Genomic DNA, 12122 nt, shown 5'->3' with positions numbered 1-12122 from the left:
CGCCAAGTCGTTCATCGCCGGGATTCTGGAGCACGCCACCGAGATCAGTGCCGTCACCAACCAGTGGGTGAACTCCTACAAGCGGCTGGTGCACGGCGGGGAGGCCCCCACGGCGGCGTCCTGGGGCGCGGCCAACCGCTCGGCGCTGGTGCGGGTCCCGATGTACACCCCACGCAAGGCCGCTTCCCGGCGCGTGGAGGTGCGCAGCCCCGATTCGGCATGCAACCCGTATCTGACCTTCGCGGTGCTGCTCGCGGCCGGACTCCGCGGCATCGAGAAGAACTATGTGCTGGGTCCGCAGGCCGAGGACAACGTCTGGACCCTGACGCCCGAAGAGCGCCGGGCGATGGGCTACCGGGAGCTGCCCTCGAGCCTGGGGGTGGCACTGGGGGAGATGGAGAAGTCCGAGTTGGTCGCCGAGGCGCTCGGCGAGCACGTCTTCGACTACTTCCTGCGCAACAAGCGCGCCGAGTGGGAGCAGTACCGCAGCAACGTCACGCCGTTCGAACTCAAGCACTACCTGTCTCTCTAGCGTCACCTATCTCTGTAGCGTCATGAGGGTGGCCAAACCCGCGACTCAGCGCCCCCGCGTCCCGGGCGTCGGACGGCTCGGACTGGTGCAACCGACGGCCGCTGCGCAGTTGGCCGGACTGGGCTGGGACACCGAGGCCTACATCGAGTTGCTGTGGTCGTTGTCCCGAACTCCCGACGCCGACATCGCCCTGCACGCCCTGGTGCGGTTGTCCGAAGCGCTCGGCGACGGCTGGCGCGAACTCGACGCCGCACTGGTGGCCGACCCCGGCCTGCGTGGCCGGCTTTTCGCGGTGCTCGGCTCGTCGCTGGCATTCGCCGACCACCTGGTGGCCAACCCGCAGTCCTGGCGGCTGCTCGACGGTGACGTGAGTCTGCCGACGCCCGAGCAGTTGCGCCGGGCGTTCACCGATCGCATCGCCGAATTCGGCCCGGAGCCAACGGCAGTCATGCCGAAGCTACGCACCCTCTACCGCGATCAGCTGATGGTGCTGGCCGCCCTGGACCTGGCGCCGACGGTGGAGAACGAGCCGGTGCTGCAGTTCACCACCGTCGGGGCGCACCTGTCGGACCTGGCCGACGCCGCGCTCGACGCGGCTCTGCAGGTGGCTGTCGCCGACGTGTGCACATCCGAGCCGCCGCCCCGGCTGGCCGTCATCGCGATGGGCAAATGCGGTGCGCGCGAACTCAATTACGTCAGCGACGTCGACGTCATCTTCGTCGGGCAGGACGCCGACCCGGTGACCACCCGGGTTGCGGGGGAGATGATGCGGCTGGCGTCGGATGCCTTCTTCGAGGTGGATGCGGCCCTGCGCCCGGAGGGTAAGGCCGGCGCCCTGGTGCGAACGCTGGACTCGCACATCGCCTACTACCAGCGGTGGGCCAAGACCTGGGAGTTCCAGGCGCTGTTGAAGGCGCGGCCGGCCGTCGGCGACGCCGAGCTGGGCCGCCGCTACATCGACGCCCTGATGCCGATGGTGTGGACCGCTTGCGAGCGTGAGGATTTCGTGCCCGAGGTCCAGGCTATGCGCCGGCGGGTGGAGTCGCTGGTTCCGGCCGGAGTCCGCGACCGGGAGATCAAGCTGGGCACCGGCGGCCTGCGCGACGTCGAGTTCGCGGTGCAGCTGCTGCAACTGGTGCACGGCCGCACCGACTCCTCACTGCACGTCGCCTCCACCGTGGATGCCCTTGCCGCGCTGGGCGCCGGCGCCTACGTGGGCCGCGACGACGCGGCGAACCTGACCGCCTCGTACGAGTTTCTGCGGTTGCTGGAGCACCGGTTGCAGCTGCAGCGGCTCAAGCGAACCCATCTGCTGCCGGCGCCCGACGACGACGAAGGGCTGCGCTGGCTGGCCCGGGCCGCGCACATGCGGCCCGATGGCACCCACGACGCGCTGGGCGTGCTGCGCGAAGAGCTCAAGCGCCAGAACGTCCGGGTGTCCAAGCTGCACGCCAAGCTGTTTTACCAACCGCTGCTGGAATCGGTCGGCTCGTCGTTGGGATTCACACCCGGGCTGTCGGCCGGGGCCGCCGAAAGGCAGCTTGCCGCACTGGGTTACGAGGGCCCGCAGAGCGCACTCACCCACCTAAGCGTGCTGGTCAACTCCAGCGGACGCCGCGGCCGGGTGCAGGCGGTGCTGTTGCCGCGCCTGCTCGACTGGCTGTCCGACACTCCCGATCCGGACAGTGGCCTGCTGGCCTACCGCCGGATCAGCGAGGCACTGGCCGAACAACGCTGGTATCTGAGCACGCTGCGCGACGAGAGCGCGGTGGCCAAGCGCCTGATGCGGGTGCTGGGCACCTCCGCGTTCGTTCCCGACCTACTGATGCGTGCACCGGAGGTGATCCAGCAGTACGCCGACGGCCCCACCGGCCCCAAACTCCTCGACGTCGAGCCCGACGGAGTGGCGCGGGCGTTGATCGCCTCGGCCGGCCGTCACCCCGAACCTGCCCGCGCGATCGCCGCCGCGCGCACCCTGCGCCGCCGCGAACTGGCCAGGGTCGCCTCCGCCGACCTGCTGGGCATGCTCGACGTCGAACAGGTCTGCACCGCACTGACATCGGTGTGGGTGGCAGTGCTGCAGTGCGCCCTGGAGACGGTGATCGGGGACAACATCTCCCACGGGACGCCCCCCGCGGCGATCACGGTGGTCGGGATGGGCCGCCTGGGCGGCGGTGAGCTGGGCTACGGCTCCGACGCGGACGTCATGTTCGTCTGTGAACCCGCCCCCGGAGCCGACGAGACCCGGGCGGTCAAGTGGTCGGTGACCGTCGCCGAACAGGTGCGGGCACTGCTGGGCGCCCCCAGCGACGATCCGCCACTGGATGTCGACGCGAATCTGCGCCCCGAGGGCCGCAGCGGGCCGCTGGTCCGCACCCTGGGCTCGTATGCCGCCTATTACGCCCAATGGGCTCAACCGTGGGAAGTGCAGGCCCTGTTGCGGGCTCGTCCGGTGGCGGGAGATCCCGATCTGGGGGTCCGGTTCCTGGCGATGGTCGACAAGATCCGCTACCCCCACGGTGGGATCTCGCCGGAGGCGGTGCGGGAGATCCGCCGGATCAAGGCCCGCGTCGACGCCGAACGGCTGCCGCGGGGCGCGGACCCGAACACCCACACCAAATTGGGCCGCGGCGGCCTGGCCGACGTCGAATGGACCGTGCAGTTGATCCAATTGCGCCACGCGCATGAGTTTCCCGCGCTGCACAACACGTCCACGTTGGGGACGCTCGACGCGATCGGCGAGGCGGGCCTTATTCCCGAGGAGGACCTGGCTCAACTGCGCGAGGCCTGGCTGACGGCGACCCGGGCCCGCAACGCCCTGGTGTTGGTGCGGGGCCGGCCCACCGACCAGCTGCCCGGTCTCGGTCGCCAGCTCAACGCGGTGGCGGTGGCGGCGGGCTGGAAGGACGGCGACGGCGGCGAGTTCCTGGACAACTACCTGCGGGTCACCCGGCGCGCGAAAGCCGTTGTGAACAAAGTGTTCGGGAGCTGAGGCCCGAAACGTGCGAACACACCGCGCAGGCGTGAATCTCGTTGCCCAGCAGAGGTGTCGGCGTCGCACAGGCCCGGCACGGAAGGCCGGGCTGCGCGTCGACCCGGCCGAACCCCGGCGCCGCGCAGGCCGGGCAGCGGGTGGCCAGCCGGTGCGCCAGTCTGGTGGCCAGTGCCGCCAGCACCCGCCGTCGGCTCGGACGGCCGGACGATCAAGGCCTGACCCCGAAGGCCTGCCAGCAGCGGGCCGGATAGATCGTCAGCCCCGGATACGCGGTTCGCGACACCGGGAACCGACGTGGTGCGATGACCCTCGATCACTTCGACGCCGAGCTCGGTGTCGCAGAACAGCAGAATCTTCCTGATGCCCGAACCAGCCGCCGGGCAGCGGGCCGTAACTGGCCTCGCTGGCCACGCCGCGGGGCAGGTCGAGGAGGGTCAGCGCGAGCCGGGCCTTCGAACGGGCGGCCTGCACGGCGGTGCCGGATCGGGGTGTCTCCACGCTGAAGGTGCCGAATTGATCGGTGTCGAGTCCCGGTGGCGTCACCAACCGGGCGCCCAGCACTGCGCTGAACGCCGGTGCGAACTGGTGCTGCTTGCCGTGGTTGGTGCCGACGGCGATCAGGCTGCCGGAGTACGGCTCAGACCGGTTGCCCGTCGTGGAGTGTGGTGTCACTGAGGACCGCCAGGATTTCGCCGATGTCGTGGCCGCGCTCGACCGGGTGCCGCATGGGCAGGTCGAGCCGGACCCGGTAGCTGTTGCGGCGCCCGTCGCGCTGGCGTTCGAGGTATCCCGCGTCGACGAGATCGCTGACGATGCGCTGCGCGGCGCGTTCGGTCACACCGACCCGCTCGGCCACGTCGCGCAAGCGGAGGTCGGGTTCGCGTGCGATGCAGATCAGGCTGTGGGCGTGGTTCGTCAAGAACGTCCACTGGTTCATACCAAAAGTCTAGATAAGCCGGACCAATCCGCTGACTCGGCATGCTAGCAATCGCAAAGTAACGAATCGCCATTAGTAAAGTTTGACATACGCAATACAACACACGTAATTTAACTCGCATGTTGCACATCACGAGTAGCGGACTGATGGCGACCCTGGCGGCGCCAGCCCTGGTCGCAGGCCTTGCCGTGTTGTTCGGGCGGCGGGCACCGCGGCAGATCGCCCGGGCCGGAGCGCTCACCGCGGGCCTGGGATTCCTGGCAGCGGCTGCCATGGCGGCCGGTTCGGCGACAGGGCACACGGTCAGCGCGGGACTGCTGGGCCTGCAGTTCACCGTCGACCGGCTGGCTGCGGTGCTGCTACTGCTGGTCTTCGGCGTGAGCGCGATCGTCCAGTCCTTCTCGGTGCGATACCTGGCCGGTGACCCGAGGGCCGGCTGGTTCGCCGGCGGCGCCGGGCTGCTCACCAGCGCGTCCGCCGGTCTCGCCACGGCATCGACCCTGATCACCCTGGCGATCTGCTGGACGCTGGCCGGCGTCGCCCTGTGCCTGCTGCTCGGCACCTACTGGCACCTCCCGGCGGCCAGGGACGGTGTGCGCCGCACCGCCGTCGCCTTCCTGATCGGCGACGTCGCGCTGTGGGCAGGGGTGGCGGCGGCCACCGCCTCCTGGGGCCGGATCGACCTGAACCAGCCGGCGGCGGGGCAGTTCAGCGGACCGCTGCTGCCCATCCTGGGCCTGCTGGTGGTGATTGCCGCGCTGTCGCGGTCGGCGCAGATTCCCTTCCACCGCTGGCTGCCGGCCACCCTGGCCGCCCCCACCCCCGTCTCAGCCCTGCTGCACGCCGGTGTGGTCAACGCGGGAGGCATCCTGCTGATCCGCCTCGCCCCGCTGGCCTCCGACGACCTGGCCCGCGCGCTGACGGTCACGGCCGGCGCCGCCACGATGGCCTACGGCGCGGCGGTGATGCTGGTCAAGCCTGACGTCAAGGGCGCGCTGGCGCACTCCACCACCGCGCAGATGGGCTTCATGATCCTCACCTGCGGCCTGGGACTGTGGGCCGCCGCGGTCATCCACCTGGTGGCGCACGGGTTCTACAAAGCCACGCTCTTCCTGTCCTCGGGGTCAGCCGTGGCCGCCCGTCGCCGCCACGACACCCTGCCGCCGCTGCCTCCGGTGTCCGGCGCGCAGAAGCTGGCGCACGGCCTGGCGGCGGTCGGGTTGCCCGGCGCCGCGCTGGGCGCCGGCCTGGCCATCACACCGCTGGGCTCCGACGGGCACGCCGCCGAGCAGGCGCTGCTGATCTTCGCCTGGGCAACCGGCGCCGCGGTCACCTGGGGCTGGCTGCAGCGCCGGCCCGGACCGGCCGGGGTGCTCACGGCCGCGGCCTTCCTCATCCCGGCCGCTGTGGCCTACGTCGCGGTCATCACCGCGGTCAGCGGCTTCCTGACCCCGGCACTGCCACCTTCGACACTGCCGGTCGGCGCGGTCTGGGCCATCACCGCCGCCGCAGCGCTGGGACTGGGCGCGCTGGTCCTGGTCCGCCGCGCCCCGCGGGCCGAGCGGTTCCGCAACGCCCTCTACACCAGCGCCCTGGCCGCCGGGCACGTCCCGGCCTGGCAGTCCTCGCCCGTCCAATCGACAGGAGCACGTTCATGACCGGCACCACCTCCACCGCACCGGGCACCCGGCGGGCCCGGCTGCGCACCGACGTCAACCTCGCCGCCCGGGTGCTGCCGACCCATTACCCGCTGGAGACCTTCATCGCGGTCAACCCGCTGGCAGGTCTGGAGTCGATGCCCTTCGAGCAGGCCCTGCGGCGGGCCGGCGACCTCTACGGAATGCCAGGCACGCTGGGGGAGCTGACTTTTCGCCAGCTGCACGGCGAAGGCCGTATCACCGATGCCGACCTCGATCGGGCGCTGAGCCTGCGCTATCCCAACCTCTCCCGGGAACCGGAGCTGCGCCTGGGTGGCCGGTTGATCAGTCCGCTGGAACTGCTCCGCACCGACATGCTGCACGGTACGGGCAGCCCGAAACCGAACCGGCGCTTCACGATTCGCTCCGAACAGCAGGCTCCCCGGGTTGCCGACCAGGTTGACGCCCAGACCGCGAAATGGTGCGCGGCCTTCTTCGGCGGAGCCGCCTGGCCGATGCCGGGCCGGGAGAAGGGCTTCTACGCCGCCTGGCGGGCGCTGACACCCAGTGACCGCACGCTGTCCCGGGCCGCGCGCAAGGACCTGCGGGGGGTCGCCGACCGCGCCGACGACGCCGTCCTGGCCGCCCTGGGCCGGCTGGGGGTCGACGACGACAGCCGGATCGTCTACCTGCAGGCGCATCTCACCCGTATGCCGGGGTGGGCCGCGCATGTGCAGTGGTGCGCCGGCCGCGACATGGGAATCGACGTCCTGGAGTACCTCGCGATGCGCCTGAACTACGAGGCGGTGCTGCTGGCGCACCATCGCGGCCCCACCGGCCCGCAGGACGCCGACGAGCGGTTCGGCATCCCGCCGGCACGTCAGCGCGCCACCCATCTGCTCGACGTGCTGGGTGTCCGCCACGCCGATGACGCCGACATCGCCGCCGCCGCCCGGGTGCTGGCCGCGCTGCCGGTGACGGCGCGGGAACTGCTGTGGCAGAACGCCTTCGAAGCGCACTATCGGGACGATCTGCTGTCCAACCTGTCGTCGGGGGCCCTGGACCCGGCTCCCTCCGGCCCGGCGCACACCCAGCTGGTCAGCTGCATCGACACCCGCTCGGAGGGCCTTCGGCGGCAGCTGGAGTCCCTCGGCGGTTACGAAACCCTGGGATTCGCAGGCTTCTTCGCGGTCGCCATCCGCTACACCGACCTCCTCGGCGGCACACCGCTGGATCTGTGCCCGGTGCTCATCTCGCCCAACCACGAGATCAGCGAAGCCAGGATGCCCGAGGATGCCGGCGCCGCGGAACGCCGAGCGGCCGGGATCGCCGGCCTCGCCGGCGCCGAGTCGGCCTTCCACAGCGCCAAGGAGGCCTTCGCCGCCCCGTTCACACTGGCCGAGGCGGCCGGCTGGGTGGCCGCACCCTTAGCGGCGGCCAAGACGTTGACCCCCGCGTTGACCGCGGGCATCCGGCGCCGCCTGCGCGACGCCGCCGCCCCGCCCGCTCCGACGGTGATCGATCTGGACGCCATGCCGCACCAGGACCAGGTGCTGTTCGCCCAGGTGGCGCTCACCACCATGGGCCTGACCCGCGGCTTCGGCCGGCTGGTGGTGCTGTGCGCGCACGGCAGCACCACCGAGAACAATCCCTACCAGGCCTCGCTGGACTGCGGCGCCTGCGGCGGCCAGGCCGGGGCGCCCAACGCCCGCACGGCGGTGGCGATCCTCAACCGGCCCGAGATCCGCAACGGGCTGCGCAGTATCGGCATCGACATCCCGGTCGAAACCTGGTTCGTCGCAGCGCAACACGACACCGCGGTCGACCGGGTGACCCTGCTGGACCTGCACCTGGTGCCGGAGAAGAACGCCGCTGACATCGAGCGGCTCGACGCCGACCTGCGCACGGCAGGCGCTCAGCTGGCCGCCGAGCGGTGCGCGCTGCTTCCGGGTGCGGCCCGCACACCGGCTCCGGGCCGGGCCGCGCGCCATGTGGTCACCCGCTCCTCGGACTGGGCGCAGGTGTACCCGGAATGGGGCCTGGCCGGCAACGCGGCCTTCATCGTCGCCCCGCGGACGGTGACCCGCGGACTGGACCTGCAGCGTCGCACCTTTCTGCACTCCTACGAGGCCGAGGTGGACCCGGAGGGTTTGGCGCTGGAGACCATCCTCACCGCCCCGCTGGTGGTCGCGCAGTGGATCAACAGCCAGTACTACTTCTCCACTGTGGCTCCGCGGGTCTTCGGCGCGGGCACTAAGACCATTCACAACGTGGTTGGCGGCGCCGGCGTCATCGCCGGGCACACCGGGGATCTGCAACTGGGTCTGCCCTGGCAGTCGGTCTGCGACGGCGAGCGCCTGCTGCACGAACCGCTCCGGCTGCTCGCGGCGGTCCAGGCGCCCCTTGAGCGGATCGACATGATCGTCGAACGCAACCCCGTGCTGCAACAACTGTTCGGCAACGACTGGCTGGCAATGGCGGCCCGGGAAAAACCCGGGCAGCCGTGGCAGCGCTGGACCCGGGCCGGATGGCGGCCCTGGACCGAAACACACAGCCCCGCAAACACTCTGGATGAGGAGATGGTTCCATGACAACACCCACCTCGGCCCCCGCGTCGAACCCGGCACCGAGTTCAGGGTCGGCCCGTGCGCTGACCAGGATGACCAAGATCGAGGTCGTCGTCTCGGGAAGCGATGCATCGGCGGTGCGCGAGCTCATCAAGAGCGTCGGCGCCACCGGATTCACCAGTCTGTCAGGGGTGTCTGGCCTCGGTCACAGCGGCTACCACCAGGGCCGGCTGCTGTTCAACCAGCAGGCCGCACTGGAACTGATCATCACTGTGGTGCCCGAAGACAAGACCGAGGCTCTGCTGGCCGGGCTGCGGCCACTGCTCGACGCCTCCTCCGGCGTGATGTTCGTGACCGAGACCTTCGTCAGCCGCCCCGAGTACTTCAGCTAGCCAGCGACCACAAGAGAGGAACACCGTTATGTCCACTACTGCCTCCACCATCGATCCGCTGGTCGCCTGGCAGCGGCTGCGGGCCGGGGCCGACCGACCCACGGCTTTCCGCGACACCGCGGACGCAGCGCTCGACGAACAGCCGGTGGCAGCGGTGTTCCGTTGCGCGGACACCTGTTTTGCCAACGAAGCGGTCTTCGGTCAGCCTGTGGGTTCGCTGGTCGACATCAGCACCTGGGGTCATGTGGTCGACACCGGTGTGCTGGCCACACTGGAGTACGCCGTGGAGAGCCTGGGCGTGCCGCTGATCGTGGTGCTCGGTCATCAGGACTGCCCGGCGATGCGGGCCGCGATGCGGGCCTGGACCGACACGGTGATTCCGGACGGCGCGGCCAGGACTGTCGTCGAGAACGCGATCGGTTCCATCGTGCGCCGGGGCGCGGGCGCGGAGTCCCTGGCCGAACTGACGTCGGCGCACATCGCCGACACCGGTCTTGGGCTGCTGGAGCGGTCTCCGGTGATCGCCCGGCAGGTGGACGCCGGTCAACTCGCGATCGTCTGCATCACAACGGATTCCACCGGCGGCAGCATCGCGGTCCACGCCACCATCGGCGCGGTCGGTGAGGTGGACGGCGCGCTGCTGGAGTGCGTCTGAGTCAGCCGGCGACCGGCGCGGCCACCGCCGCTGCCGGCGACTCCGCCGGGAGCGGCGGACCGGCCGGCGCGGGTGCGACAGCCGGGACTGGCGCACCGGCGGGCACCGGCGGGGCGGCGACGGGTGGTGCCGCCTCGGCGGCGCCGATCCGGCTCAGTGTGAAGGGGATGGATACGTTGGAAGTCTTGGCCCCGCACGCGCCCTTGTTCACGATGCTGGCGTTACCGGCCAGCCCGACGGCGTCCCAGGAGTAGGTGTTCACACCCGGTGCCGCGGTGCCGTCTGCGCACAGGATCGCGTCCGGTTGCTCGACGAACAGAATCCATGAGCCCACCGAGATGTGCGCATCGGCGCTCCACCGGGCGCGCTTGGCGTTGCCGGCTTCGGAGACCCGCACACATCCCGGGGCGTTGCCGCCGCATGGCGTCAACGTCCAGGTGGCGCTCTCGCCGTCGCCGGCGGTGAAGGCATAGGTGCCCGTGACGTCGGTGTCGGCGGCTGTCGCGGGCGCCACCGCGACGCCGAGGCTCACGGTGATCAGTCCGGATATCGCCGCCGCCGCGGTAAGTTTCATGTGCACTCCTTGCTGATGTGGCTACGCCGAGTGTCTCACCTCAGCGGTGTCGTTAGCCGGTATCCGCACGTCGCAGCCGGCTCAGCAATGCTCCGGCGGTGGCGCCGAGCGCGTCGGCGGTCCAGTCGAGAACGTCGCCCCCAACGCGGCCGGGCGTCCATGTCTGCAGGGCCTCGTCGAGAGCCCCGAACGCCGCGACGAGCAGAATCGCCTCGGTGACCACGCGGGTGCCGCCAATCTGCGGGCGGGAGGCGCGCAGAGCCGAGGCGGCCAACCACCCGCCGACGGCGAAGGCCGCGAAGTGATTGACCTTGTCCCCGAACGCGAACGCCGCTTCCGGCAACTCGGCCGGACTTAGCGACGATAGATATAGAACGACGCCGGCCCAACAAAACAGCGCCAGCCACAGGGCCGTCGCGCGTTTCTGTCGGACCGTCTGCTGTCGACCGGGCATCCGACTACCGAACCACACCGCAACGGCGACGGGCCCACCCGCGCATGCACTTCATCAATCCACAGCGATGGTGCAGGCGCGAGAAGCGAGTTCACAAGCGCATTTTTTGGCCATAGGCTCTCGTCAGGTTCAAAAGCGTGGTGCTCGGGGGGATTGTCATGGACGAGTCGCTGTTTGCGGGTCGGGTGTGTGGTGCGGCGGTGCTGCTCGGGGTGGGTGCGGCGTTGCTGTGCGGCCCGGCGGTCAGTTGGGCGGAAACCTCAGCGCCCGGACGAGGTGGAGGTGTCACCGGGTCCGCTGCCGGAGCCGACGAGTCGGGTGCCGCGGCCGAGCCGGCCGCGGCGAGGGGCCAACGGCCAGGTTCCTCGACGCGACCGGCCGCCCCGAGGGGCCGTAACGACGGGTCACCGGCCGCGGCGACGGCACCCGTGGTCGCCGACGTTGGCACAGCCGATGCTCCAGTCGCGGTTGCCGTGGAGATGGAGCCGGTCCTGGAAACCGAAGCGCCACCGGCATTTTCTGCCAGCGGCCTGACGGCAGATCCATCTGTAACGATGGTGGACGGCATCATCCAGGGCAGTCTGAACGCGAGCAGCCAGCGCGGGTTACCGCTGACCTACACGGCGTCGCGCGGCTCCAACGGGGGCAAGCTGTCGCTGGGCACGGTGCCCACCGCATCGCACGTCGCGCAGAGCTTCACCGTGCTCCCTTATGCGACCTGGCAGGTTGGCGGAACCCCGGCCGTCAGTGCCAAAGGAACAGAGTTGTTCGACGTCCGGATCAGCGAGGTGACCGAGTTCGACGCGTTCGTCACCGGCATTCCGCTGTTCGGCGGGCTTGCCGCGCCGGTGATCGGGTTGCTGCAGGCCACCCCGTTCGTCGGCGCGCTGCTCGCGCCGATCATCGGGAGCGCGCTGCTGGTGAGCGTAGCCGTGGATGTCGAGAAGCTGGCTCCCGGCGCTACTCCGGTGGCGTTCACCTACCGGGTGGCCTCGTTCGACGGCGCTCCGATCAGCATGAACTTCTTCCCGGCGGCTGGCCTGCAGGCCGGCCAGGTGGCGCCTGCGGTGCTCAACGGGTCGGGGTTGGCCGGTGGCGGTTGGACCGATCCGTACGCCAGCTGCGGCAGCTGCGGCACCGTCCCGCCGACGATCGACGAGACGTTGGGGGTCGGGACGCTGCGGGATGCCGGGTACAACGTCGTCAGCTGGGATCCCCGGGGTGAGTTCGACTCCGGCGGGGTGCTGCAACTGAACAACCCGTTCTACGAGGGCCGGGACGTCTCGGCCCTGGTGTCCTGGATTGCCGCGGCGACCCCCACCGAGCTGGACCAGCCGAACGACCCGTGGGTGGGCATGTCGGGCGGCTCCTACGGCGGG

The 12122-nt window shown here is 70.4% G+C and carries 11 protein-coding genes and 1 pseudogene; 7 read left to right on the top strand and 5 right to left on the bottom strand.

What is annotated here, in order from left to right:
* Both ADBZ6I_RS11915 and ADBZ6I_RS11910 read left to right on the top strand, forming a co-directional pair.
* Nucleotides 1-532, top strand: a 532-nt coding sequence (locus ADBZ6I_RS11915; protein ID WP_526384054.1) for a type I glutamate--ammonia ligase, incomplete at its 5' end; no start/stop codon positions are given.
* A 28-nt stretch (nt 533-560) separates the two neighbouring features.
* The gene (locus ADBZ6I_RS11910) at nt 561-3524 is read left to right on the top strand and encodes a bifunctional [glutamine synthetase] adenylyltransferase/[glutamine synthetase]-adenylyl-L-tyrosine phosphorylase (RefSeq protein ID WP_526384052.1); all 2964 of its coding nucleotides are present in this window, start codon (nt 561-563) and stop codon (nt 3522-3524) included.
* Here ADBZ6I_RS11910 and ADBZ6I_RS11905 read toward each other — a convergent pair.
* The 3 genes and pseudogenes from ADBZ6I_RS11905 to ADBZ6I_RS11895 form a co-directional block, all read right to left on the bottom strand.
* Nucleotides 3478-3711, bottom strand: a pseudogene (locus tag ADBZ6I_RS11905) (DUF6671 family protein); the annotation flags it as partial. The gene ADBZ6I_RS11910 and the pseudogene ADBZ6I_RS11905 sit on opposite strands and share 47 nt — an antisense overlap.
* A gap of 71 nt (nt 3712-3782) precedes the next feature.
* Nucleotides 3783-4199, bottom strand: a complete 417-nt coding sequence (locus tag ADBZ6I_RS11900; protein WP_526384050.1) for a hypothetical protein — start codon at nt 4197-4199, stop codon at nt 3783-3785.
* Nucleotides 4165-4464, bottom strand: a complete 300-nt coding sequence (locus tag ADBZ6I_RS11895) for a helix-turn-helix transcriptional regulator (protein WP_526384048.1) — start codon at nt 4462-4464, stop codon at nt 4165-4167. Before ADBZ6I_RS11895 ends, ADBZ6I_RS11900 begins: the two co-directional genes overlap by 35 nt.
* A 119-nt stretch (nt 4465-4583) precedes the next feature.
* Here ADBZ6I_RS11895 and ADBZ6I_RS11890 point away from each other — a divergent pair, with 119 nt between their 5' ends.
* The 4 genes from ADBZ6I_RS11890 to ADBZ6I_RS11875 are packed head-to-tail and all read left to right on the top strand — an operon-like array spanning nt 4584 to nt 9715.
* The gene (locus ADBZ6I_RS11890; protein WP_526384046.1) at nt 4584-6122 is read left to right on the top strand and encodes a proton-conducting transporter transmembrane domain-containing protein; all 1539 of its coding nucleotides are present in this window, start codon (nt 4584-4586) and stop codon (nt 6120-6122) included.
* The gene (locus tag ADBZ6I_RS11885; RefSeq protein ID WP_526384044.1) at nt 6119-8692 is read left to right on the top strand and encodes a putative inorganic carbon transporter subunit DabA; all 2574 of its coding nucleotides are present in this window, start codon (nt 6119-6121) and stop codon (nt 8690-8692) included. Before ADBZ6I_RS11890 ends, ADBZ6I_RS11885 begins: the two co-directional genes overlap by 4 nt.
* On the top strand, nt 8689-9060 hold the full coding sequence (locus ADBZ6I_RS11880) for a P-II family nitrogen regulator (RefSeq protein ID WP_526384042.1): 372 nt from the start codon (nt 8689-8691) through the stop codon (nt 9058-9060). The genes ADBZ6I_RS11885 and ADBZ6I_RS11880 overlap by 4 nt, the downstream gene beginning before the upstream one ends.
* Nucleotides 9061-9088: 28 nt before the next feature.
* Nucleotides 9089-9715 (top strand): carbonic anhydrase, encoded by a 627-nt coding sequence (locus ADBZ6I_RS11875; protein ID WP_526384040.1) that lies wholly within the window; start codon nt 9089-9091, stop codon nt 9713-9715.
* A gap of 1 nt (nt 9716) precedes the next feature.
* Here the strand turns inward: ADBZ6I_RS11875 and ADBZ6I_RS11870 are convergent, their stop codons facing one another.
* The gene (locus ADBZ6I_RS11870) at nt 9717-10289 is read right to left on the bottom strand and encodes a hypothetical protein (protein WP_526384038.1); all 573 of its coding nucleotides are present in this window, start codon (nt 10287-10289) and stop codon (nt 9717-9719) included.
* A 52-nt stretch (nt 10290-10341) separates the two neighbouring features.
* Nucleotides 10342-10761, bottom strand: a complete 420-nt coding sequence (locus ADBZ6I_RS11865) for a VanZ family protein (RefSeq protein ID WP_526384036.1) — start codon at nt 10759-10761, stop codon at nt 10342-10344.
* 140 nt (nt 10762-10901) lie between these two features.
* Here ADBZ6I_RS11865 and ADBZ6I_RS11860 point away from each other — a divergent pair.
* A partial coding sequence (locus tag ADBZ6I_RS11860) for a CocE/NonD family hydrolase (protein ID WP_526384034.1) occupies nt 10902-12122 on the top strand: 1221 nt, incomplete at its 3' end.

This window comes from Mycobacterium sp. (genome assembly GCF_044342925.1).
Taxonomy (GTDB): Bacteria; Actinomycetota; Actinomycetes; order Mycobacteriales; family Mycobacteriaceae; genus Mycobacterium.
Note: the sequence above shows the minus strand (reverse complement) of the source record. Positions and strands in the feature narration are given on the sequence as shown.